Annotated in this window: 18 protein-coding genes and 1 pseudogene; 12 read left to right on the top strand and 7 right to left on the bottom strand. The window is 60.2% G+C overall.

What is annotated here, in order from left to right; translation table 11 throughout:
- The first annotated feature begins 13 nt into the window (after positions 1-13).
- On the top strand, positions 14-784 hold the full coding sequence (locus NPS56_RS19155) for a ParA family protein (protein ID WP_274076056.1): 771 nt from the start codon (positions 14-16) through the stop codon (positions 782-784).
- 143 nt (positions 785-927) lie between these two features.
- Here NPS56_RS19155 and trxC read toward each other — a convergent pair whose 3' ends face one another.
- Positions 928-1,362 (bottom strand): thioredoxin TrxC, encoded by a 435-nt coding sequence (trxC, locus tag NPS56_RS19150; protein WP_274076055.1) that lies wholly within the window; start codon positions 1,360-1,362, stop codon positions 928-930.
- 195 nt (positions 1,363-1,557) lie between these two features.
- Here trxC and NPS56_RS19145 point away from each other — a divergent pair, with 195 nt between their 5' ends.
- Together NPS56_RS19145 and NPS56_RS19140 are read left to right on the top strand one after the other, a co-directional pair.
- Entirely contained in the window at positions 1,558-1,854 is a 297-nt protein-coding gene (locus NPS56_RS19145; protein WP_274076054.1) for a type II toxin-antitoxin system HigB family toxin, read from the top strand.
- Entirely contained in the window at positions 1,851-2,252 is a 402-nt protein-coding gene (locus NPS56_RS19140; protein ID WP_274076053.1) for a helix-turn-helix domain-containing protein, read from the top strand. Before NPS56_RS19145 ends, NPS56_RS19140 begins: the two co-directional genes overlap by 4 nt.
- Before the next feature lie 6 nt (positions 2,253-2,258).
- On the opposite strand, the gene selO is transcribed toward NPS56_RS19140, so the two are convergent.
- The 3 genes from selO to NPS56_RS19125 are packed head-to-tail and all read right to left on the bottom strand — an operon-like array spanning position 2,259 to position 8,898.
- Entirely contained in the window at positions 2,259-3,722 is a 1,464-nt protein-coding gene (gene selO / locus NPS56_RS19135; RefSeq protein WP_274076052.1) for a protein adenylyltransferase SelO, read from the bottom strand.
- A gap of 48 nt (positions 3,723-3,770) precedes the next feature.
- Positions 3,771-7,121, bottom strand: coding sequence for a mechanosensitive channel MscK (gene mscK / locus NPS56_RS19130; protein ID WP_274076051.1), 3,351 nt, complete (start codon positions 7,119-7,121; stop codon positions 3,771-3,773).
- 34 nt (positions 7,122-7,155) lie between these two features.
- Positions 7,156-8,898: a potassium/proton antiporter gene (locus NPS56_RS19125; RefSeq protein WP_274076050.1), complete on the bottom strand. Its 1,743-nt coding sequence runs from the start codon at positions 8,896-8,898 to the stop codon at positions 7,156-7,158.
- Positions 8,899-9,198: 300 nt separating this feature from the next.
- Between NPS56_RS19125 and NPS56_RS19120 the strand changes: the two genes are divergently transcribed.
- The 4 genes and pseudogenes from NPS56_RS19120 (at position 9,199) to NPS56_RS31345 (ending at position 11,763) form a co-directional block, all read left to right on the top strand.
- Positions 9,199-9,429, top strand: coding sequence for a hypothetical protein (locus NPS56_RS19120; protein WP_046819963.1), 231 nt, complete (start codon positions 9,199-9,201; stop codon positions 9,427-9,429).
- Positions 9,426-9,725 (top strand): cell division protein ZapA, encoded by a 300-nt coding sequence (locus NPS56_RS19115; protein ID WP_046819903.1) that lies wholly within the window; start codon positions 9,426-9,428, stop codon positions 9,723-9,725. The genes NPS56_RS19120 and NPS56_RS19115 overlap by 4 nt, the downstream gene beginning before the upstream one ends.
- A gap of 100 nt (positions 9,726-9,825) precedes the next feature.
- Positions 9,826-10,899: pseudogene (locus NPS56_RS31350) on the top strand (HAMP domain-containing protein); the annotation flags it as partial.
- An 18-nt stretch (positions 10,900-10,917) separates the two neighbouring features.
- The gene (locus NPS56_RS31345; protein ID WP_406591508.1) at positions 10,918-11,763 is read left to right on the top strand and encodes a methyl-accepting chemotaxis protein; all 846 of its coding nucleotides are present in this window, start codon (positions 10,918-10,920) and stop codon (positions 11,761-11,763) included.
- 115 nt (positions 11,764-11,878) lie between these two features.
- Here NPS56_RS31345 and NPS56_RS19105 read toward each other — a convergent pair whose 3' ends face one another.
- Both NPS56_RS19105 and putA read right to left on the bottom strand, forming a co-directional pair.
- Positions 11,879-13,681: an acyl-CoA dehydrogenase gene (locus tag NPS56_RS19105; RefSeq protein ID WP_274076048.1), complete on the bottom strand. Its 1,803-nt coding sequence runs from the start codon at positions 13,679-13,681 to the stop codon at positions 11,879-11,881.
- Between the two features lie 260 nt (positions 13,682-13,941).
- Positions 13,942-17,892 (bottom strand): trifunctional transcriptional regulator/proline dehydrogenase/L-glutamate gamma-semialdehyde dehydrogenase, encoded by a 3,951-nt coding sequence (putA, locus tag NPS56_RS19100; protein WP_274076047.1) that lies wholly within the window; start codon positions 17,890-17,892, stop codon positions 13,942-13,944.
- Between the two features lie 462 nt (positions 17,893-18,354).
- On the opposite strand from putA, the gene putP reads away from it, so the two are divergent.
- The 5 genes from putP to NPS56_RS19075 all read left to right on the top strand — a co-directional run bounded on the left by putP (position 18,355) and on the right by NPS56_RS19075 (position 22,466).
- Positions 18,355-19,839: a sodium/proline symporter PutP gene (gene putP / locus NPS56_RS19095; protein ID WP_274076046.1), complete on the top strand. Its 1,485-nt coding sequence runs from the start codon at positions 18,355-18,357 to the stop codon at positions 19,837-19,839.
- Between the two features lie 289 nt (positions 19,840-20,128).
- The gene (locus NPS56_RS31340; RefSeq protein WP_274076045.1) at positions 20,129-20,299 is read left to right on the top strand and encodes a PAAR domain-containing protein; all 171 of its coding nucleotides are present in this window, start codon (positions 20,129-20,131) and stop codon (positions 20,297-20,299) included.
- The gene (locus tag NPS56_RS19085) at positions 20,226-20,543 is read left to right on the top strand and encodes a hypothetical protein (protein ID WP_274076134.1); all 318 of its coding nucleotides are present in this window, start codon (positions 20,226-20,228) and stop codon (positions 20,541-20,543) included. The genes NPS56_RS31340 and NPS56_RS19085 overlap by 74 nt, the downstream gene beginning before the upstream one ends.
- Before the next feature lie 569 nt (positions 20,544-21,112).
- Positions 21,113-21,442: a hypothetical protein gene (locus NPS56_RS19080; RefSeq protein WP_274076044.1), complete on the top strand. Its 330-nt coding sequence runs from the start codon at positions 21,113-21,115 to the stop codon at positions 21,440-21,442.
- 187 nt (positions 21,443-21,629) lie between these two features.
- Positions 21,630-22,466: a 23S rRNA (adenine(2030)-N(6))-methyltransferase RlmJ gene (locus tag NPS56_RS19075; protein WP_274076043.1), complete on the top strand. Its 837-nt coding sequence runs from the start codon at positions 21,630-21,632 to the stop codon at positions 22,464-22,466.
- A gap of 110 nt (positions 22,467-22,576) precedes the next feature.
- Here NPS56_RS19075 and msrA read toward each other — a convergent pair whose 3' ends face one another.
- Positions 22,577-23,224 carry a peptide-methionine (S)-S-oxide reductase MsrA gene (msrA, locus tag NPS56_RS19070; protein WP_274076042.1) on the bottom strand — a complete coding sequence of 216 codons (648 nt, stop codon included), beginning with the start codon at positions 23,222-23,224 and terminating at the stop codon, positions 22,577-22,579.
- Positions 23,225-23,265: the final 41 nt, after the last annotated feature.

Here is a 23,265-nt window from a genome sequence, read left to right as displayed (position 1 = left end):
CGGAGGTTTTGCAATGCGGCGCGTGGTGTTCAATCAGAAAGGTGGCGTGGGCAAATCCAGTATTGCCTGCAATCTGGCGGCGGTCAGCGCCAGCGAGGGTTATCGCACCTTGTTGGTCGATCTCGATGCCCAGGCCAACTCCACTCAGTACCTGACCGGCCTCACCGGTGACGATATCCCGATGGGTATAGCCGATTTCTTCAAGCAGACCCTGTCCTCCGGGCCTTTCTCCAGGAAGAACCAGGTCGACATCTACGAAACCCCATTCGAAAACCTTCATGTCGTGACCGCTACTGCCGAATTGGCGGACCTGCAGCCAAAGCTTGAGGCCAAGCACAAGATCAACAAGCTGCGAAAATTGCTTGAAGAGCTGGACGAGGATTACGACCGGATTTACCTCGATACCCCTCCTGCTTTGAATTTCTATGCTGTTTCAGCATTGATTGCCGCCGATCGTGTGCTAATTCCTTTCGATTGCGACAGTTTCTCGCGTCAGGCGCTATACGGTGTGCTGGCGGAAATCGAAGAGCTCAAGGAAGACCATAACGAAGGGCTGGAAGTCGAGGGCATCGTCGTCAACCAGTTCCAGGCCCGCGCCAGCCTGCCACAGCAAATTCTCGATGAGCTGATCGCCGAGGGCCTGCCGGTGCTGCCGGTGTACCTGGCCAGCTCGGTGCGTATGCGCGAATCCCACCAGGCGAATACGCCGCTGATCCATCTCGATCCGCGGCACAAGTTGACTCAGCAGTTTGTCGAGTTGCACAACCTGCTGGAAAACACCTGATTCCATTGTTTACACAGAACCCATGTGGGAGCGGGCTTGCTCGCGAAAGCGTCCCCTCAGTCGACATCGTCTTTGACTGTAACGCCGCATTCGCGAGCAAGCCCGCTCCCACATTTTGAATGGTGGTGCGATCAGGATCGTTGTCAGATCCCTTGGCTACGCAGCCAGCTCAGCAACTGCGGTAACGGGAAGGCCCCACTCTGGCGGGCAACTTCCCGGCCGTTCTTGAACAGAATCAGGCTCGGAATCGAGCGTATCCCCAATTGCGTCGACAGTTGCTGGTTCGCCTCGCTGTCCAGCTTGGCCAGCCGGCACTTGCCCGCCAATTGCCCTGCCGCCTGCTCGAACACCGGCGCAAACGACTTGCACGGCCCGCACCAGTCTGCCCACACATCCACCAAAAGTGGCAGATCGCCCTTGATCTGACTGGCGTAATCGCCTTGCTTGAGTTCGAAAGGCTTGTTCAGCAGGAGTTCGGCCTTGCAGCGTCCGCATTTCGGATGGTCGTTGAGGCGCTCCGCCGGAATACGGTTCAGGCCGTTGCAGTGGGGGCAGGGGATGAGGAGTGGGTCGGTCATGAGGAAGGTCCTGTTGAGAAGCCGATCATTGCTATTTGGAGACGTTTGCTCATATTTTCAATTGTGCGGTGTCGCTCGATAAAACTAGGCTGAGTCGTACTAAGCGAGACCACTGGTCTGCTTTGGGTTATCGCATATTGCGATATTTTCAGTTTGTGATTAACTCACCATAGCGAAATGCGATAAGGATGTTGCATGCGAGTGTTTTCCGAAAAACGAATCTGGGATGCCAAGGAAAAGTGGCCGCAGGCGGCCAGTGCACTGGACCAGTGGTATCGAACGGTAAAGCGCGTCACGCCAAATGATTTTGCAGCAATGAAGTCTTCATTTCCCGCAACCGACAAGGTTGGTGAGCTTCATGTTTTCGATATTGGTGGTAACAAATTACGGCTGATCGCCTACGTTCGATATCGGCATCAAAAAATCTACATCAAGCATGTGCTGGATCACCGCGAATATGACCGCGGTAAATGGAAGGAGGGTAGGGTATGAGCATTCTGATAAAAAACGCAGCGGAGCATTGGGAGTTTGTAGCGCCATTGCTACGCAAACCCAAAAACGAAGACGACTATGACACGCTGGTGCAGGCACTCGACGAGTTACTCGAGATGACCGGAGTTGACGAGTCGCATCCTCTGATGAGTCTGGTGGACATCATCGGTGACTGGATTGAGGAATGGGATCACAAGCATCACCCAATGCCCCAAGCCACAGGTGCTGAAGTGCTTGGATACATGATGCGTGAACATGGTTTGACTCAAAGCGACCTGCCAGGCGTCGGGCCTCAGTCGGTCGTTTCCGAGATCCTGAGCGGCAAGCGCCAGCTCAACCTGCGGCAGATCCGCTGGTTGGCCGAGCGCTTCAATGTGCCGGTGGACGTCTTTATCTGACGCGTCTCACGACGAACAACTGATCTCCAGATGCTTGCCCCACTCCGGCGGCCGTTCGGCGTAGCTTTCCATCCCCGGCTGTTCCTCGAACGGCTTGCTCAGTACGGCGTGCAGTCGGCGAACCTCCGAGTAGTCGCCACTTTCTGCCGCATCGATAGCCTTCTGCGCCAGGTAGTTGCGCAGGATGTACAGCGGATTCACGGCATGCATCCGCTTGCGACGCTCCTCCTGATCCACCTCGCCTTCTCGGGCCACGCGCGCGACATAGAGCTCGCCCCAGGCATCGAAACCCTTGAGGTCGACGAAGTCATCGCGCAAACGGGCGATAGCCGCTTCGGGTGAGTCTTCACCCAGGCGCCGGAATAACAGGCTGTAATCGACGCCGCTGTTCTGCATCAATTGCAGCAGATGCTCCAGCAGCTTCTGGTCGTCGTCCTCGGCGGTGGTCAGGCCCAGGCGGCGGCGCATCAGGTCCAGGTAATGGGCCTGGAACAGCGGCAGGTACAGGCCCAGGGTTTCGCGCAGGGCTTCGACACTGATGAACGGTGTCAGGGCCTGGGCCAGGGCGCTGAGGTTCCACTGGCCGATCGGCACCTGGTTGCTGAATGAATAGCGACCCTGATCATCGGAGTGGTTGCAGATGAAATTGGCGTCGAAGTCATCGAGGAAGGCGAACGGGCCGAAATCGAACGTGATACCGAGGATCGACATGTTGTCGGTGTTCATCACCCCGTGGCAGAAGCCATAAGCCTGCCACTTGGCGATCAGTTCGGCGTTGCGCTCGACGATTTCGCGGAACATCGCCAGGTACGGTTCCGGTTGTTCCAGGCACTCGGGAAAGTGCATGGCCAGAACATGCTCACCCAGCACTTTCTGCTGCTCGGGGCGTTTGGTGTAGTAGAAATATTCGAAATGCCCAAAGCGCACATGGCTCGGTGCCAGGCGCAGGACCATGGCCGCGCGCTCCTGTTTTTCCCGCCATACCGGGGTATCGGAGCCGATCACGCACAGCGCCCGGGTGGTCGGGATGTTCAGGGCATGCAAGGCTTCGGAGGCGAGGAACTCGCGGATAGAGGAGCGCAGCACCGCGCGGCCATCGCCCATGCGCGAAAAGGGCGTCTGGCCGGCGCCCTTGAGGTGCAGGTCCCAATGTTCGCCGGCTTCGTTGTACACCTCGCCCAGCAACAGGCCGCGACCATCGCCCAGTTGCGGGTTGTAGGAGCCGAACTGATGACCGGAATAGACCATCGCCCTGGGAATCGCGTCGGCCCAGAGTTTGTGGCCGCTGAACAGCTCGGCGAACTCTGGGGTCTCGGCCACTGCGGGGTCGAGGTCGAGTAGGGCCATGGCAGCCGGGCTCGCGACTACCAAGCGTGGGTTATCGATAGGTTCGGGCAGCACGTGGGCGGAAAACGCATCGCCCAGGCGGTCGAAGCGGTTGTCGAAGGTCAGTTCGTCGAGGGCTTTCAAGGGCCGGCTCCAGCAGAATGTCCGAGCATTCTGCTGGGGATTGGCCGGTTAGTCGAGTTTGGCGGCGGGCGGTTCCTGCGCCGGCTTGCCGTCGACCATTGGCACGATGGTTTTCGTTTCCGGTTCGATCGGCACCAATTTATATTCCTGGCCGTGAAGGTTCTTGAGGTAGACCTCCATCTGGCGGAACGAGATGTTGATGTGCTGCTTCTTGAACTCGCGGTTGATGAAGCGGTTGACCTCATCGAGCACCGGGTTGCGGTCGCCCAGGTCGCGCACATGCATGCGCAGTTCGTGGTCGAGGGTGCTCTCGCCGAAGTTCAGGAAGTACACGTGCGGCTCGGGTTCCTTGAGCACCCGCGGGTTTTCCCGTGCGGCTTTCAACAGCAGTTCTTTCACCAGGTCGAGGTCCGAGCCGTAGTCGACCCCAAGCTTGAGGGTGACTCGGGTGATGGTATCGGTCAGCGACCAGTTGATCAGTTGCCCGGTAATGAACGTCTTGTTCGGGACGATGATGTCCTTGCGGTCGAAGTCGGTGATGGTGGTGGCGCGGATGCGGATCTTGCTCACCGTACCCGACAGGTTGCCGATGGTGATGGTGTCGCCAATGCGCACCGGGCGTTCGAACAGGATCATGATGCCGGAGATGAAGTTGGCGAAGATCTCCTGCATGCCGAAGCCAAGGCCTACCGACAGTGCCGCGACCAGCCATTGCAACTTGTCCCAGCTCACGCCGAGGGTCGACAGGGTCGAGACGAAGCCGATGCCGGCGATCACATAGGACAGCAGCGTGGTGGTGGCGTAGGCGCTGCCCTGGGCCAGGTTCAGCTTCGACAGCACGAACACTTCCAGCAGACCCGGCAAGTTACGCGCCAGGGCAAAGGTGATGCCGATGATGATCAGCGCGCCGAGCATGTCGCCGATGCTGATCGGCACCATGCTCATGTTGGCGCCGGTGCCGCTGGTGTATTCGTAGAGGGTGACGTTGTCCAGGTACGAGAACACCGTGATCAGGTCGGCCCAGACCCAGTAGAGCGCGGCGATGAAGCCGCCCAGCAGCGCCAGGCGGATCAGGCGCAGGGACTGTTCGTTGACCTTCTCGATGTCCATCGTCGGTTCTTCGATGACCGCTTCGCCATCGCCAGCTTCCTTCGCCGCCTGGCGTTTGGCCAGGGCGCGCTGGTAAGCCAGGCGGCGTGCCGCCACGCTCAGGCCGCGCACGAAAGTCGCTTCGATCACCAGCCAGAACATCAGCAGGTAAAGGGTGTTGATCAGCCGGTCACTGAGTTTCAGCGCGGTGTAGTAGTAGCCAAAGCACACGGCCACGAACAGCGCGATGGGCAACGCGGTAAACCCGATGCCCAGGACCTTGCGGAACAGCGAGGCGTTTTCGTGGGTCGGGCTGCTGATCAGCAAGCGGCTGAGCAGCCAGGTCATCAGTGCGTAGCAGATCAGCACCACCGGCATGCCGAGCACGTCATCGGCCAATGCCGCCGGTTGCAGCTCGGCAACCGCCACCACGGTGACCAGCGCCATCACTACCATGCCAAGGCGACGAACCCAGCCGCGGAGGAATTCGACCTGGGGTTTTTCCCAGCGGAAATGCAGTTCCGCTACGCCACCTGGCGCCAGGATGCGGTAGGCGGTGTAGAACACCAGCCAGGCCCCGGCCATTTGCAGCAACGCCGCGCCCATGCTCGCGTTCTGCCCGCGGGCGTCGATTTGCAGGGCCAGGCCACACAGGGCGAGGCCCAGCGACACCGGCATCGCCAACAGGATGTTGATCAGGATGGCCTGGGGCGTGTGCCACTGGCTGTCGCGCTTGAAGTGGCCGATGTCCTGGTGAACCTTGTTGAGGCGCGCATACAGCTGCTTGCGTCGCCACAGCAGTGCGCCAATCAGCAACGCCAGTGGCAGGAATAGCAGGGGGCGCTGGGTCAGGCCGTCGACCAGTTCACTCAGGCTCGAGGCCCAGGGCAGGGTGTCGACCTGACGGTTCAGGCGTTCCGGCACAGCCCGCATCCACTCGACATCCAGCGGCTTGTTGCTGGGAATCCAGAACATCTGCTCATCGAGGGTCGCGCGCAGGCTCTGCGCCGTGCTGAGCAATTGCTTCTGGTTCAGTTGCAGGGTGATGGATTCGTTAAGCACCGCGCTCAGTTCGCGGTTCAGCCGCTCCAGCAGGTCGGCGCGGGTGGTGGCCAGTTCCAGCAGGCTCTTGCGCAGCTGCGGCGTGACTTGTTCCGGCGGCTGGGTCGACAGCAGGTTGTCGACGTAGGCGGCCGGGTTGCTGAGCAATTCCCGTTGCTGGCTGACTTCGAACTGATACAGGCGAATGTCGGCGATCTGGTCCGCCAGGTCACGGTCGACCCGAAGGCGCGGCAAGGCCTGTTTCTGCTTGTAGAGAATCTTGGAGAGCAGCAGGCTGCCCTTGAGCACGTTGATCTGTTCGTCCAGGGCGGAATCGCTCTGGGTCAGGCTGTCCAGTTGTTGCTTGGTCTGCAGGTTTTTCTGGGTGACTTCGTTGAGGCGGTCGGTGCTTTTGAGCAGGTAGTCCGAGAGCTTCAGGTTGGCCGTGCTTTCGATGGCCAGCAGGCTGCTGCCGCCGGCCTTCTGGGCTTCGATCGATTGCTGGGTGACCGTTTCCTGGGACTGCGCGAGGCGCTTCTGGTTGATCAGGTTTTGCAGCTCTTGAATTTCCTGGTCCAGGCGATCTGATTTTTCCGACAGCAGATCATGCTGGCTGTTGCCCAGGTCTTGCAGCTGAGTGTTGCCCGCCAGTTCCTGGCGGCGCAACGGGATCAGGGCGTTCAAGGCCGCGAGCTCGGCATTGAGCTGGTCCCGTTGCTCGCCGCTCAGGGTCTTGCCGGCGTCTTTGCCGGCCTTGAGGATGTTGTTGATCTGCTGGATGCGCGTCTGGCTGGCGGAAATTTCCGCCTGTGCGCGTTCGGGGCGAGTCTGGGCGGTGATGATCAGGCTGTTGGCGTCGCCCAGGGCTTTTTGCAGATCGCTTTGCTGGGTTGCCCGTTCGGTGAGCATTTGCTCAAGCTGCTGGATCGACTCCTTGGCAAAGCGTTGCGCCACCGGCACCACGCTGCTGGCCTTCAGGCGGGCCAGTTCACGCTGGTTCTCGATGGTCAGTTTGGGCGCGGTCGCCAGTTGTTGCTTGAGGTCGACCAGCTTCTGCTCGTAGTCGCGCTGGTTGTTGAGCTGTGTCAGCGTGCTTTGCAGGACCGATTGCAGGGCCTTCTGGTCGGCTTCCGGCAGTTTGCGGTCGGCGATCTTGTCCAGGCTCGCCTGCACGGATTCGCGGTTCGGCGGTTCGGCGGCTTGTACTGTACCGACAGAGAGGCTCAGCCCCAAAAGGACCATGACGAAAAAAGTGCGCAGGCTTGACATAGAGACCGATCAAAAACAGGACGAAGAGTGGAGTTTAGAGGAAGAGTCCCGGACCCGGGCGACTTCCTTCGGGGAATCTGACGCCCACTTTGCCGATCTTGTTCCCCTCCATGACCGCGACGGTCCAGATGGTATTGTTCCATTCCACCTGGTCACCGACCACGGGTGCACCGCCAACTTTCTGGGCAATGAAGTGGCCCAGGGACATGTCCGGATCGATGCCTTCGACCTTCAACCCGTACAGGGCAGCAACCGCGGCCAGCTGGGCGTCTCCTTCGAGTACGAAGTCGCCGAAGAAGCGCAAATCGAGGCCGCGTTGCGGTGCCTGGCTGAACAGTTTTCCGAGGGCCGCCAGGTTGTGTTCGTGGCCGATAACACACAGTAAATCATCGACTTCGAGCACCGTACTACCCGACGGATGGAGCAGTTGCTGGCCACGAAACAGGGCGGCGATGCGCGTGCCTTCCGGCATTTTCAGTTCGCGAAGGGGCGAGCCGATGCACCATTTTTCGGCGCCAAGACGATAAACGAACAGTTCCCACTCGCTGGTGACGTGCACTTCCAGGGCGGAGCGGGAAATTGGCGCAGGCTCGGGTGGCACGGTTACCTTCAGGAGCTTGGCGATCCATGGCAGGCTAGTGCCTTGCACCAGCAGCGACACCAGCACGATAAAGAAGGCGAGGTTGAAGTACAGTTGGGCGTTGGGCAGGCCCGCCATCAGCGGGAACACCGCCAGAATGATCGGAACCGCACCGCGCAGACCAACCCAGGAAATAAACGCTTTCTCTCGCCCGTGGAAGGCCTTGAACGGCAGCAGGCCGACCATCACCGACAACGGCCGGGCAAACAGGATCATCCACAGCGCCAGTCCCAGCGCCGGCAATGCAATCGGCAACAGGTCGTGGGGCGTGACCAGCAGCCCCAGCACCAGGAACATGCCGATCTGCGCCAGCCAGGCCATGCCGTCGAGCATGTGCAGAATGCCATGGCGGCTGCGCACCGGCCGGTTGCCAATGACCAGCCCGCACAGGTACACGGCCAGGAAACCGCTGCCATGCAGGGCGTTGGTCAGGGCGAACACCACCAGGCCGCCGGCAATCACCAGGATGGGATAGAGGCCGGTAGCCAGGTTGATCCGGTTGACCAGTTGCAGCATGAGCCAGCCACCGCCGAGGCCGATCACACCGCCGATGCCGAACTCGCGCAGCAGGTGGGTCAGCAGGCTCCAGTGCAGGCCGGTCTGGCCACTGGCAAGCATGTCGATCAGGGTCACGGTGAGGAACACCGCCATCGGGTCGTTGCTGCCGGATTCGATCTCCAGGCTGGCGGTCACCCGTTCGTTCAGGCCTTTGCCGCCCAGCAGCGAAAACACCGCCGCGGCGTCGGTGGAGCCGACGATGGCGCCGATCAGCAGGCCCTGGATCAGGTTCAGGTCGAACAGCCAGGCCGCGGCCATGCCGGTCAGCCCGGTGGTGATCAACACCCCGACCGTGGCCAGCGACAGCGCCGGCCATAACGCCACGCGGAAACTCGACACGCGGGTACGCAATCCGCCGTCGAGCAGGATCACCGCCAATGCCAGGTTGCCGACCAGATAAGCGGTGGGGTAGTTGTCGAAGATAATGCCGCCGCCATCGACGCCGGCCGCCATACCCACGGCCAGGATGATCACCAGGATCGGGATGCCGAGGCGCGACGAGAGTGAACTCACCAGAATGCTCGCACCTACCAGCAACGCGCCGATCAAGAACAGGCTGTTGATGGTCGTCGCATTCAAAGGCAGTACTCCGGAAGGCTGGAAAGCGGGCACAAACTGACCATGCAGTCTGCGTGCCAGCGATTCTAACCTGTTGAAATGTGATGCTGTCAAAAAGCTTTGCACGGGCACACGGTCGATGCTCGTGGATTTGCACCATGGCGACGAAGTGCAGGAACCAGATCGGCCAATCACAGTCTCTACAGTTCGCGAGAATGGTCACCGGCCAGGAAAATCAAGGCCTTGCGCCCGCATAACCCTGGCATCCATCGTGACTTTTCTTTATCGTACGCGCCCTTTGAAAATGCCCGGAAAATCAAAATGTTGGAAGCATCCCTAAGCCAATTGGAACAACTGGTCAGCGACCTCGTGCAACAGAACCAGGCGTTGGTCGGCACCAACCAGGCCCTGAGCGCCGAACTGGCCCAGGCCAAGGACGAAAACGAAAGCCTGCAACTGAGCCTGATGGAACAGGAAGAGAAGCAAGGCGCCACCGTAGCACGCATCCAGGCCCTGGTTGAGCGCGTCAGCGCTGGCCCTGTCAACGCATGAGTTACGGCCCAGGTGTGAAAGTCGTCTCGATCCTGGGGGAAGACTATTCGATCAAGGCACCGGCCGGGGAAGAGCAGACCCTGCTGGACGCTGCGTTGATGCTGAAAGCTGCCCTGGCCGACACCAAAAAGAAGTACCCGACCCTGATCGGTGACCGACTGCTGGTGCTGGCGGCGATGAATCTGTGTTCCCAGCAGATCGAAATGCAAAAGCAGCACAAACAGGAACTCGACCGTTACCAAGAGCAAGTCAGCGCCACGGTTGAAGTGATCTCCAAGACGATCAATCAGGCCTGATCGGCTTTGTGCACAACCAAAGAATAAATTGTCGGTTTAGTTGTATACAATCGGCACGGCTGTTGCAGTGTTTCAGCCTCTTATTCTTTGGGGGTGCTCCATGCAGTTCTGGCGTCGCAGTATTCAGTGGCAATTGATCCTGAGCATGGGCACCGCCCTGCTGGTCAGCATCGTGATCGTGGTTGGCGTTTATACCCTCGTGGTCAACCGCCTCGCCCAGCGCTATCTGGTCGAACAGGCGCTGCCGTCGAGCATCGAAGCGATGCGCAACGACATCGAACGCATCCTCGTCCAACCCCTCACCGCCGCCAAGGACATCGCCAGCAACAGCATGGTGCGTGACTGGCTGGCTGCGGGTGAAGACAGTGCCCAGGTCGACACCTTTACTGCCTATCTCGAAGGCATCCGCGCCGAGCACAAGGCCTTTACCACGATTATCGTCGGTACCGCGTCCAATCATTACTTCAACGAAAAAGGCCTGGACCGGACCCTCAGTCGTTCCAATCCGAAAGACGCCTGGTTCTACTCGTTTCTCGACAGCAACCAGCCGCGCACGCTCAATATCGACAACGACACGGCCACCGGAGAATTGGCGCTGTTCATCGACCTTAAAGTCGAGAAGGCAGGAAAGGTGGTGGGCGTCGCCGGGCTGGGACTGAGCATGAAAGGGCTCTCGGAGCTGATTCACAACTTCAGTTTCGGTGAGCGCGGCAAGGTCTATCTCGTGCGTTCCGACGGTTTGATCCAGGTCCATCCTGAAGCGCAATTCAGTGGCAAACGCACCTTGGCTGAGCAGGTGGGTGGCCCTGCGGCGCAAGCGGTCATGAGTCAAGGAAGCGCAGCGAGCAGCAACTTCCAGCGCGATGGCGAAGATTTCCTGGCATTTAGCCTGCCCCTGCGCGATCTCGGCTGGACCCTGGTGGCCGAAGTGCCACAGGCGCAAATCTACGCCGAGGCCCGTCGCGCCATGTGGATGAGCGGCGGTATTGGCCTGGCGGTGGCACTGGTGTGCCTGCTGCTGGTGGTGTTGCTGGCCCGTGGCCTGGTACGGCCGATTCGTCAGGTAACAGCGGCGCTGGTCGCCATCGGTAGCGGTGGTGGAGATTTGACCCATCGGCTGGATTCCAGTCGCGCCGATGAACTGGGCGATCTGGCGCGTGGCTTCAATCGGTTCCTTGATAGCCAGCGCGAAATGATCGGCGAAGTGCTGGCCACCAGCGAACGCTTGCGCACCGCAGTCGGCCAGGTGGCGCGGGTGGTGGACAACACCGCAGAGCGTTCCGGACGCCAGCAGGAGATGACCGACATGGTTGCCACCGCTGTTCACGAAATGGGCTTGACCGTGCAGGAAATTGCGCAAAACGCCGGCAACGCGGCAGTCGCTTCGCAAAACGCCCGGGATGAAGCCCTGCAGGCTCGGGAAGTGGTCGGCGGTTCGATCCGCCATATTGAAAGCATGTCCGACGAAATCGGTGTTGCCGCCAGCGCCGTGGGCGAGCTGGCCAATCAGGTGGCATCGATCGATCAGGTGCTGGCGGTGATTCGCGGGATTTCCGAACAGACCAACCTGCTGGCGCTCAATGCCGCCATCGAGGCTGCGCGGGCCGGGGACATGGGCCGCGGATTTGCGGTGGTGGCCGATGAAGTGCGCACTTTGGCTCGGCGTACCCAGGCTTCCACCGATGAGATCCAGCAGATGATCGGCAGCCTCAAACAGGGCGCGGAGAACGCGGTGTCTTCGATGCATTCCGGGCAAGCGGCCACGGGCACGGGGGTTGAGTCGAGCCAGCGCACCGGGGCCTCGTTGACGGCGATTACCGGGCAGGTCGAACGCATCAGCGACATGAACCACCAGGTGGCGACGGCGACTGAAGAGCAGTCGGCGGTGACCGAGGAAATCAATCGCAACGTGCAGGGGATTTCCGACCTGGCGCGGGCGACGGCGGGGGAGGTCAGGGCTTGCCGGGAGGATTGCCAGACGTTGCAGCGGTTGGCGGATGATCTGGCGCGGCAGATGGGTGGGTTTCGCTTGAGCTGATGGGTTGTCGGTGCGGGCCTCTTCGCGAGCAAGCCCGCTCCCACAGTGGATCGCATTTCAACTGTGGGAGCGGGCTTGCTCGCGAATGGATTTCAGCTGCACCTCAAGACTTGGATCAGAACCACTCATCCTGCATGTTCAAGCAAACATCATCCCGCGCCTCAAGAATCGCTAGTTCATGGTGGCAACCCGGCACTTCCCAGGTCAGGAAGTACCGTGCCGCCTGCAACTTGCCTTTATAGAAACTCACATCCGCCGCATTCCCCTTGGCCAGCCCTTCCTCGGCGCGAATCGCCTGTTCCAGCCAGCGCCAGCCAATCACCGCATGGCCGAACACTTTCAGGTACAGCGCGGAGTTCGCCAGGCTGCTGTTGACCTTGCCCTGGGCCAGGTCCGTCAGCAGGCCAATGGTCACGGTTTGCAGGCGCGCCACCAGTTTCTCCAGCGGCTCACGCAGTGCAGTCAGCGATTCATGGGCGTGCGCGCGCTCGGTGGTATCGGCGATCAGGCGGATCAGTTGCTTAAGCCCGGCACCGCCGTTCTGTGCCAGTTTGCGCCCCAGCAGGTCCAGCGACTGGATGCCGTGGGTGCCTTCGTGGATCGGGTTGAGGCGGTTGTCGCGGTAGTACTGTTCCACCGGATATTCGCGGGTATAGCCGTGACCGCCGAGGATCTGGATCGCCAGCTCGTTGGCTTTCAGGCAAAACTCCGACGGCCAGGATTTGGCGATGGGCGTCAGCAGGTCCAGCAGTTCATGGGCCTGCTTGCGTTCGGCTTCGGTGTCGAGGGTGGTGGTGTCGTCGAACAGGCGGGCGGTGTACAAACCCAGGTCGAACGAGCCTTCGACGTAAGCCTTCTGGGTCAGCAGCATGCGTTTGACGTCGGCGTGCTGGATGATCGCCACGGGCGCAGTGTTCGGGTCCTTGCTGTCCGGCACGCGACCCTGCGGCCGCTCGCGGGCGTACTCCAGGGAATACAGGTAGCCGGCGTAGCCAAGCATCACCGCGCCCATGCCGACGCCGATCCGCGCTTCGTTCATCATCTGGAACATGTAGCTCAAGCCATGGTGCGGCTTGCCCACCAGATAGCCGACGCACTCACCGTTATCGCCGAAGTTCAGCGCGGTAGACGTGGTGCCACGCCAGCCCATCTTGTGGAACAGCCCGGCCAGCAGCACATCGTTGCGCTGGCCCAGGCTACCGTCATCGTTGACCAGGAACTTGGGCACGATGAACAGCGAAATGCCCTTCACCCCGGCGGGTGCATCCGGCAGCTTGGCCAGGACCATGTGCACGATGTTTTCCGACAGCGGATGATCGCCGCCGGAGATGAAGATCTTGTTGCCCTTGAGTCGATAGGTGCCGTCCAGCGCAGGCTCGGCCCGTGTACGAATGTCCGACAGCGACGAGCCCGCATGGGGTTCGGTCAGGGCCATGGTGCCAAAGAAGCGACCGTCGATCATCGGTTGCAGGAAGCGGCGCTTCTGTTCTTCGGTGCCGAAACTTTCGATCAGGTTCGCCGCGCCCATGGTCAGGAAGGGATAGGACGTCGTCGCCGCGTTGGCGGATTGAAAGTGGGCGAAGCAGGCCTGGGACAGCAGGGTGGGCAGTTGCATGCCGCCGGCGTCGAAACTGCGTGCGGCATTGAGGAAGCCCGCTTCGAGGAAGGCATCCACCGCCGGTTTCACTTCGGGAATCAGGATCGCCTTGCCGTCTTCATAACGCGGCTCGTTCTCGTCGCCCTTGCGGTTGTGCGGGGCGAAAAACTTCTCGGCGATGTTGCGGGCGGTGCCGAGGGCGGCATCGAAGGTCTCGCGATTGTGCTCGGCGAAACGCTCACGCTGGGTCAGGCCCTCGGCATCGAGGACTTCATACAGCTCGAAAGCCAGATTGCGGGAACTGAGCAACGTCTCGGACATGGCGGCCTACCTTTTGTTGGGATGGGCCGAGTCTAGGCGTGGGAATAGTGGTTGAACAGGATGATTGATGAGCGTGATGGTAGGACAGAGCAGGGCCTTAGCCGGCGCCACAATAACAAATGTGGGAGCGGGCTTGCTCGCGAAGAGGCCGGCAAATTCAACATCTTTGTTGAATGACACACAGCCTTCGCGAGCAAGCCCGCTCCCACAGGGGTATTGCATATCGGGCAGCCATTGCGGCTGCCCGATCGTGTTGCGGTTTATCCGATGGTCATCAAGCTGGCATTACCACCCGCCGCAGCCGTGTTAACGCTCAAGGCCCGCTCAATCACCAGGCGCTCCAACGCAATGTTGGTCTCACCCTGCGACAAGCCCTGAACCCCGACAATGGCGCCCGCACGCTTGGCCACTTGCTGGCAAACCGCGCGCAACTGGTCGGAATGGCCGTGATGCAGCACCGCATCAATTACCACTTCATCCTTGTTCCAGTCGGACACCAGCTTGATGCGTGCCTGAATGTCTTTCGGCAGACGGGCGAACAAAGCCTTGGTCAGCTCAGCTTCCGGCCATACCGCCGAACCGCCGACAGCCAGTACTGCCGCCAGTTGCGTCAGCAGATCGCCTTCGACTTCCGCCAGGCACAGCACGTGCTCACGCGGCAGGATCGCATAACTGTTGCGCTCGCCGGTCGGGCCAGCCAGAACGCGGGTGATACCGCTTTGCGATTGTGCGGCGAACTGTACGCACAGAGTGCTCAGGTCGGTGAACTTGTTGCTGTCGGCCCAGGCTTTCAGGGCGGTCAGCGGCTTGCTCATGGCGTCGCGCAGGCGAACGTCCGGTGCGGCAATCGCGTCGCCTCGGGCGAAGGATTGTTCGATCGCATCGGTAGGACGGGTCGACAGCAGGCGGTACAGGTACAGCGGGCCACCGGCTTTCGGACCAGTACCCGACAGGCCTTCGCCGCCGAACGGTTGTACGCCGACCACGGCACCGACGATGTTGCGGTTCACGTAGACGTTACCGGCATTGACGTTGTCGATCACCTTGGCGATCGTCTCGTCGATGCGGGTGTGCACACCCAGGGTCAGACCGTAGCCGGAAGCGTTGATCTGTGCGATCAGTTGATCGATGTCCTTGCGCTTGTAGCGCACCACGTGCAGCACCGGACCGAAGATCTCCCGTTGCAGTTCGTCGAAGCTTTCCAGTTCGATCAGCGTCGGCATCACGAAGGTGCCGCGTTTGACTTCTTCGGCGTCGGTGATGGCCACCTGGTACACGCTGCGACCTTTGTCGCGCATGGCCTGGATGTGCTTCTCGATGCCAGCCTTGGCTTCGGCGTCGATCACCGGGCCGATGTCCACGGACAGGCGCTCAGGGTTGCCGAGGCGGCTTTCAGCCATGGCGCCCTTGAGCATTTCGATCACGCGGTCGGCGGAATCTTCCTGCAGGCACAGCACGCGCAGGGCTGAGCACCGCTGGCCGGCGCTGTCGAAGGCCGAGGAAACCACGTCGATCACAACCTGTTCGGTCAGTGCCGAAGAGTCGACGATCATCGCGTTCTGGCCACCGGTTTCGGCGATCAGCGGAATCGGGCGACCCTGGCTGTCCAGGCGACCGGCAATGTTGCGTTGCAGCAGACGAGCGACTTCGGTGGAACCGGTGAACATCACGCCTTTGACGCGATCGTCACCCACAAGGCCAGCGCCGACGGTTTCGCCGCGACCCGGCAGCAGTTGCAGCACGCCCTCGGGAATGCCGGCTTCGAGCAGCAGGCGCACGGCTTGAGCAGCGACCAGCGGAGTCTGTTCCGCAGGCTTGGCCAAGACCGGGTTACCGGCTGCCAGTGCCGCAGCTACCTGGCCGCTGAAAATCGCCAGCGGGAAGTTCCACGGGCTGATGCACACCACCGGGCCCAGCGGACGGTGGGCGTCATTGGTGAAGTCGTTGCGTGCCTGCACCGCGTAGTAACGCAGGAAGTCCACGGCTTCACGCACTTCGGCGATGGCGTTGGCGAAGGTCTTGCCGGCTTCGCGAGCCAGCAGGCCCATCAGCGGCTGGATCTCACCTTCCATCAAATCGGCAGCGCGTTCCAGGATCGCAGCGCGTTCGGCCGGCGGGGTGGCCTGCCAGATCGGCGCAGCGTTCAGGGCGCACTGGATCGCGTTGTCGACGTCTTCGACGGTCGCTTCCTGTACATGGCCAACCACGTCACGCAGGTCGGACGGGTTCAGCACTGGCGCGGGGGTTTCGCTGCTGGACGCGCAACCGAGCATCGGCGCGGCCTTCCAGTGGTTGTGCGCGGTAGCCAGCAGGGCGCAGGACAGGGAAGCCAGACGATGTTCGTTGGCCATGTCGATGCCGCTGGAGTTGGCGCGCTCGGCACCGTACAGGTCACGCGGCAGCGGAATGCGCGGGTGCGGCAGGCCGAAACCACCTTCCACGGTCGCCATCTGCTCGATGCTGGCTACCGGGTCGGCTACCAGTTCCTGGATCGAAATCGACTGGTCGGCAATCCGGTTGACGAACGAGGTGTTCGCGCCGTTTTCCAGCAGGCGACGCACCAGGTAGGCCAGCAGGGTTTCATGGGTGCCGACCGGTGCGTACACGCGGCACGGACGGTTCAGCTTACCTTCGGAAACTTTGCCTACAACCTGTTCGTACAGCGGTTCACCCATGCCGTGCAGGCACTGGAACTCATACTGGCCCGGGTAATAGTTCTGACCGGCGATGTGATAAATGGCCGACAGGGTGTGGGCGTTGTGCGTGGCGAACTGCGGGTAGATGACTTCCGGCACCGACAGCAGTTTGCGTGCGCAAGCGATGTAGGACACGTCGGTGTACACCTTGCGGGTGTAGACCGGATAGCCTTCCAGGCCTTCGACCTGGGCGCGCTTGATCTCGCTGTCCCAGTACGCGCCTTTCACCAGGCGGATCATCAGGCGATGACGGCTGCGGCGAGCCAGGTCGATCACGTAGTCGATCACGTACGGGCAACGCTTCTGGTAAGCCTGGATGACGAAACCGATGCCGTTCCAGCCAGTCAGTTGCGGCTCGAAGCACAGGCGCTCGAGCAAATCCAGCGACAGCTCCAGGCGGTCGGCTTCTTCGGCGTCGATGTTCAGGCCGATGTCGTATTGCTTGGCCAGCAGGGTCAGCGACAGCAGGCGCGGGTACAGCTCGTCCATCACGCGCTCGTACTGCGCACGGCTGTAACGCGGGTGCAGGGCGGACAGCTTGATCGAAATGCCCGGGCCTTCATAAATCCCACGACCGTGGGACGCTTTGCCGATCGAGTGGATGGCTTGTTCGTACGAGGCCAGGTACTTCTGCGCATCGTGCTCGGTCAGTGCGGCTTCACCGAGCATGTCGTAGGAATAGCGGAAACCCTTGGCTTCGAACTTGCTGGCGTTGGCCAGGGCTTCGGCGATGGTTTCGCCGGTGACGAACTGCTCGCCCATCAGGCGCATGGCCATGTCGACGCCCTTGCGGATCATCGGCTCGCCGCTCTTGCCGATGATGCGGCTCAGGGACGACGTCAGGCCGGCTTCGTTGTGCGTGGACACCAGCTTGCCGGTCAGCAGCAGGCCCCAGGTCGCGGCGTTGACGAACAACGACGGGCTGTTGCCCAGGTGCGGGTGCCAGTTGCCGGTGCTGATCTTGTCGCGGATCAGGGCGTCGCGGGTGCCTTTATCCGGGATGCGCAGCAGCGCTTCGGCCAGGCACATCAGCGCCACGCCTTCCTGGGACGACAGGGAGAACTCCTGCAGCAGGCCTTGAACGATACCGGCACGGCCGCCAGCGCTCTTCTGGTTGCGCAGTTTTTCCGCGATAGACGCGGCGAGTTTGTTGGTGGCTTCGGCCATAGGCGCCGGCAGGCGTGCCTGCTCGATCAGCATCGGCACCACTTCCGGCTCAGGGCGACGGTAGGCGGCAGTGATCGAAGCGCGCAGTACGGATTGCGGCAGGATGCTTTCGGCGAATTCGAGGAAGCACTGGTGGGCGTGATCCAGAGGCGCGTCGACGCTGTCGTCGGAATCCTTGGTCAAACCGTTCAGCTCGGACAGGGTTGCACCACCCTCGAGTTTTTCCAGGTAATTGAAGATTGCCTGCTTGATCAGCCAATGCGGCGTGCGATCAATCGAGGTCGCGGCAGCCTTGAGGCGTTCGCGGGTCGGGTCGTCAAGTTTGACCCCAAGGGTGGTGGTAGCCATGTTTTTATCCTCATGTTTGCCACGACTGCGTGGCATCAGCTGGCGGCAAGATTAGCCGTGCGACTGTTGAGGTGCAACCGGGTGCAACCCTTTTTTTGTCGGAATGTTACGCAGCTCGTCAGGAAATAAATTCTGGTACGCAAGTGCCGCCTCTGCTTGGTGCTTTTTAGGGTGGCTGCTCCTTCTTCTTGCTCCGAAAAGGAGCAAAAAACCGGTTTTGAAATTTATTTCCGACTAGGTGCAACTTATTCTCGAGAAACTGGTTGCACCTTATTTGCTTTGTTGAATAGCATTCGCGCCCAAGGTGCAACCCGAACTCGATTCGGGTGCTCCGGCTGATGGCTTTCCTGGGGAAACATCAGTCATAAATGCGCGGGATCCCGGATCGCCTGTCAAACGTCACCGTTTGCCAGCGGTTCACCAGCCGCCGCTACATAAAAACAAAGCCAGGGCGTCACTTAAATGAGCGTAAGCAATCCAACCCTGATCACGTTCGTGATCTACATCGCAGCAATGGTGCTGATCGGCTTCATGGCCTATCGCTCTACCAACAACCTTTCCGATTACATCCTGGGCGGCCGTAGCCTGGGCAGCGTCGTGACCGCGTTGTCCGCTGGTGCCTCCGACATGAGCGGCTGGTTGTTGATGGGCCTGCCGGGCGCGATCTACATGTCCGGTCTGTCCGAAAGCTGGATCGCCATCGGCCTGATCGTCGGTGCGTACCTCAACTGGCTGTTCGTCGCTGGCCGTCTGCGTGTGCAGACCGAGCACAACGGCGATGCGCTGACCCTGCCGGACTACTTCTCCAGTCGTTTCGAAGACAAAAGCGGCCTGCTGCGGATCATCTCCGCCGTCGTGATCCTGGTGTTCTTCACCATCTACTGCGCTTCCGGCATCGTGGCCGGCGCCCGTCTGTTCGAAAGCACCTTCGGCATGTCCTACGAGACTGCGCTGTGGGCCGGCGCTGCGGCGACGATTGCCTACACCTTCGTCGGCGGTTTCCTGGCAGTGAGCTGGACTGACACCGTACAAGCGACCCTGATGATCTTCGCCCTGTTGCTCACGCCGATCATCGTGCTGCTGGCCACCGGTGGCGTCGACACCACGTTCCTGGCCATCGAAGCGCAAGACGCCAGCAACTTCGACATGCTGAAGAACACCACCTTCATCGGCATCATCTCGCTGATGGGTTGGGGCCTGGGCTACTTCGGCCAGCCGCACATCCTGGCGCGTTTCATGGCAGCCGATTCCGTGAAGTCGATCGCCAAGGCCCGTCGCATCTCCATGGCCTGGATGATCCTGTGCCTGGGCGGCACCGTGGCGGTAGGCTTCTTCGGTATCGCCTACTTCTCGGCGCACCCGGAAGTAGCAGGTCCTGTGACCGAAAACCACGAGCGTGTGTTCATCGAGCTGGCGAAAATCCTGTTCAACCCATGGGTTGCCGGTGTACTGCTGTCGGCCATTCTGGCGGCGGTCATGAGCACCCTGAGCTGCCAGCTGCTAGTGTGCTCGAGCGCCCTGACCGAAGACTTCTACAAGACCTTCCTGCGTAAATCCGCTTCCCAGGTTGAACTGGTCTGGGTCGGCCGCGCCATGGTGCTGCTGGTTGCCCTGATTGCCATCGCGATGGCCGCCAACCCGGAAAACCGCGTACTGGGCCTGGTGAGCTACGCCTGGGCCGGTTTCGGCGCTGCATTCGGTCCGGTCGTACTGATCTCCGTGATCTGGAAAGACATGACCCGCAACGGCGCACTGGCCGGCATCCTGGTCGGCGCGATCACCGTGATCGTCTGGAAGCATTTCGAACTGCTGGGCCTGTACGAAATCATCCCTGGCTTCATCTTCGCCAGCCTGGCGATCTACATCGTCAGCAAGCTGGGCACGCCGACTGCCGGCATGCTTTCGCGCTTTGCTGCTGCCGAGGCGGATTTCCGTTTGAACAAGTGATAAGTGATGGGGTGAACGCTCCCCGTCGCTGATGAAAGAACGGCTCGCAGCCTCAAGGTGCGGGCCGTTTTTTTTTGGCGCGCCAGGACCGAAAACCGGCGTTAGTCATCCCGTTTCCGTGGTCCTTTTCCGTCCAGCTCGTAAGGCATTTCCTGATTTTCTAGACCGTCTTGAGTTTCCTCTCTGTCCACGTACTTTGCGTTAAGCCGCTCATCCCGAGTCGGCTTATCGATGGTTAACAGTGGTGCGCTTTCCATGACTGGGGCGCCAGCAGAGAGGGAGATCAGCAATGGCCAAAGGACATTTCATTCGCCTGGGTGACGAGACCACTTGCGGCGGCAAGGTGTTGGAAGCCGACACACGCGTCATGATGTTTGGTATCGCCCATGCGCGTGAAGGCGACCGCGTTTCCTGCGGCGGTTCAGGATGTGTGTTCTGCGGGAAACACCGAAGCTTGTGAGAGAGTCAAATTCACTGAGGCGGGAAGCTTTGCTGGAGGTCTGGCCGGTGGCTGGGCATCCGGTATTGTGTTAAGTGCCCCTCTAGTTGGAGGGCTCTGCGTGGGACTTGGTGGTTATACCAGAGGATTATCCGTATTGGCTTGCGGAGTTTTGGTGGTCGGAGGAGCAACCTTTTCTGCAGGTCAAGCGGGTGAAAAAGTTGGTGAGAATATCGCTGAGAAAATTTATGAGTTAGTGAAGTGACTTTGAGCACGGCTGATAAATTATTTCTCGTAGTCGGACTAATTGATTTCGGAGGGCTCATCGCATGCATTGGATTTACCCTGTACCTGGCCTATACAAAAATGAAGGTCTTGCTGGGTTATTTCCAAAACAGCCCTGCCGTTATAAGTCTTGCACCTCTAAGCTGCGGCGGACCTTGGGGGAAATTGATGGTGGTAGGGGGGATCTCTGGGTTTGTGACATTCCCCGATTTCTACATTAAACGCGGTCGTATCAGTGCCGACGATATAAGAAGCCTACCGTCATCACTTAGATTTAGGCTGATTGTATTGCAGTGGTCTGTGATCGTTCTTCTATTGATTATGTTCTGCCTCGCAGCGATGGTTGAAATGGAGATTTTCTAGTCGGCCTCTGCAGCTTAAAGATGTCGTTTATATGCGTCCGTAAGATCAGTTGCGGCGGCTACGCGCGGGCACGCTTCGGCGTGGTCGAGTTTTCCCAAGGTCTCGATATTCCTACCCCGCGCTTAGCTGCCACCCTAGCCTGTAGGAAGGCTGATGGCAGCTCCGATTCATCTTTAGGAGCTACTAATGAAAACAATTCACCCCGATCCGCCCTACGAAAAACCAACTCCCCATCCCGACAACCGCTTCATGGCATTGACCAGCAACTGCACCGATATGCCCACCCTGTTCGTCGACACCCACGCGCCACTCGACGTCCTTGCGGACGCCGCAAACTACAGAGTCCGCGCAGTTACCCAGGTGCTTGAGAACCTGTCGATGCGCGGTTCCATTGAGTGTGAGTCCTTTATCCTCAGCGACTTTGCCTTGCTTTGCGCTATTCCGCTGCGCGATGGCTGTGACGTGCTGGATGTGGTTGGGCGGCGATTGCGGGCGCGGCATTCGGCAGGGGTGTAGGCGTCGTCACAAGATCAAGATCAAAAGATCGCAGCCTTCGGCAGCTCCTACAGGTGTCAGATCCATCTTGCGCGATCCTTGTAGCTGCCGAAGGCTGCGATCTTTTGACGTTGAGGGCCACTCAGCCCCCAACCCCTGACTTGCTGGCCGGTAAAAGGTAAACTTGCCGGCCTTCGCAGGAGCAACCATGAATTATCGCCACGCCTTCCATGCCGGCAATCACGCCGATGTGTTCAAACACCTGACCTTGACCCGCCTCATCGCACTGATGTCGCGCAAGGAGCAGCCGTTTGCCTATCTCGACACTCACGCCGGCATTGGTCTGTACGACCTTCAAGGCGATCAGGCCAGCCGTACCGGTGAGTACCTGGAAGGCATCGCGCGTTTGTGGGATCAGCCGGATCTGCCGATCCTGACGGCTGATTACATGCAGGTGCTGCATGAGATGAACCCGGATGGACAGTTACGCTATTACCCGGGGTCGCCGGAGTTGGCGCGGCGCCTGACGCGTGCGCAGGACCGTGTGTTGCTCAACGAGAAACACCCGGAAGACGGCGTGTTGCTCAAGGACAATATGGCCGGGGATCGGCGGGTCAAGGTGCATCTTGGTGAAGGCTGGCATGTGCCGCGGGCGTTGCTTCCAGTGCCCGAGAAGCGCGCGGTGATGTTGATCGATCCGCCGTTCGAAAAGCTCGACGAGATGCAGCGCTGTGCAGCGTCCTTGAAAGAGGCTGTGGGGCGGATGCGCCAGACCGTGGCGGCGATCTGGTATCCGGTGAAGGATCAGCGCGCGTTGCGGCGTTTCTATAAGGATCTGGCCGGTACCGGTGCGCCGAAGTTGTTGCGGGTCGAGTTGCTGGTGCATCCGTTGGATACGCCTAACAGCCTGAACGGCTCCGGTTTGGCGATTGCCAATCCGCCGTGGGGGCTGGAGGAAGAGTTGCGTGAGTTGCTGCCGTGGTTGTCCGAGAAGCTTGGGCAGACGCAGGGCGGGTGGCGGATGGATTGGTTGATTGCCGAGTAATGCTCGGCCTGTAGGAGCCGGCTTGCCGGCGAAGGGGCCCGTAAACCTTGTGGTGATCTATCGGCCGTCTTCGCTGGCAAGCCAGCTCCTACAAAAGATTTTGCGTCAAATCAGATCGGGCAAGTCACGCCCGTACCGCCAATCCCGCAATAACCTTCCGGGTTTTTCGCCAGATACTGCTGGTGATAAGCCTCGGCGAAGAAAAACGTCGGCGCTTCGTCGATTTCGGTAGTGATGGTGCCCTTGCCGGCCTTGGTCAGTTCGACCTGGAACACCTGCGCGCTTTTTTTCGCGGCTTCCAGTTGGCTCGGGTTGGTCGCGTAGATCACCGAGCGATACTGGGTGCCGAGGTCATTGCCCTGGCGCATGCCCTGGGTCGGGTTGTGCAGTTCCCAGAACATCTTCAGCAGCGCTTCGTAGCTGACTTTTGCCGGCTCGTAGACCACCAGCACGACTTCGCTATGGCCGGTCAAGCCAGAGCAGACTTCTTCGTAAGTCGGGTTCGGGGTGAAGCCGCCAGCGTAACCCACGGCCGTACTGACCACGCCTTCACGCTGCCAGAACCTGCGTTCCGCGCCCCAGAAGCAGCCAAGGCCGAAGATCGCGAAATCCACGTCCATCGCGAACGGGCCCAGCAGCGGCGCGTCGTGGACGAAGTGTTTTTCCGGCACGGTCATGGGGGTTTCACGGCCAGGCAGAGCTTGTTCTTTGGTAGGGAGCACGTTTTTGTTCACCAGAATTTCCGAGCGCAGAACCATCTTCAGTCCTCTCAGTCATTGAAATAGTTAGAGATGCAGTG

Origin of the sequence: Pseudomonas putida (genome assembly GCF_028682635.1) — a bacterium.
Lineage (GTDB): Bacteria > Pseudomonadota > Gammaproteobacteria > Pseudomonadales > Pseudomonadaceae > Aquipseudomonas > Aquipseudomonas putida_AE.
This window is presented reverse-complemented; position numbering and strand designations above follow the sequence as displayed.